At 24.8% G+C, this 463-nt stretch carries 1 protein-coding gene; it reads left to right on the forward strand.

The window, feature by feature from the left end; all coding sequences use genetic code 11:
• Positions 1–10: 10 nt before the first annotated feature.
• The coding region (locus tag DPV79_RS41690) for a DUF536 domain-containing protein (protein ID WP_341867655.1) at positions 11–463 on the forward strand (453 nt) is incomplete at its 3' end.

The following is a 463-nucleotide window of genomic DNA, read 5'->3' on the forward strand; positions in this document are numbered from 1 at the left end:
AGAAAGGACAATGCAAAAAAAAGAATCAATAAAAAAAGAAAGATTTAATGAAAATACTGCAGAGTTTGAAAAGCGTATATACAATAATTCAAATAGTTTTGAGTCATTAAAAATAAAAGTAAATGAATTAGAAAAGCAAATAGAAATCTTTGAAACTAGAGCTAAAAATGATGAAAAATATATTGAGAATTTAACTAAACAACTAGATCAACAAAATAGCAATGTTAATACATTAAATAAATTGTTGGAGAATCAACAAATATTAGCTTTAGAAAGTAATAAAAAGATTCAAAAACTAGAAAACCAATTAGAAGAAGAAAGACAGCTTAATTACTCTTTTGATACAGCGACTAATGATAGAGAAAACATTAATCCGCAAGAAGCAACTTTTACTGAAGAATATCAAAATATCAACCAACAACAAAAGAATATCCAACCAATAGAACCAGAATTAAATCATAAG

This window comes from Burkholderia reimsis, from assembly GCF_003294055.1.
In the GTDB taxonomy this organism is placed as follows: domain Bacteria; phylum Pseudomonadota; class Gammaproteobacteria; order Burkholderiales; family Burkholderiaceae; genus Burkholderia; species Burkholderia cepacia.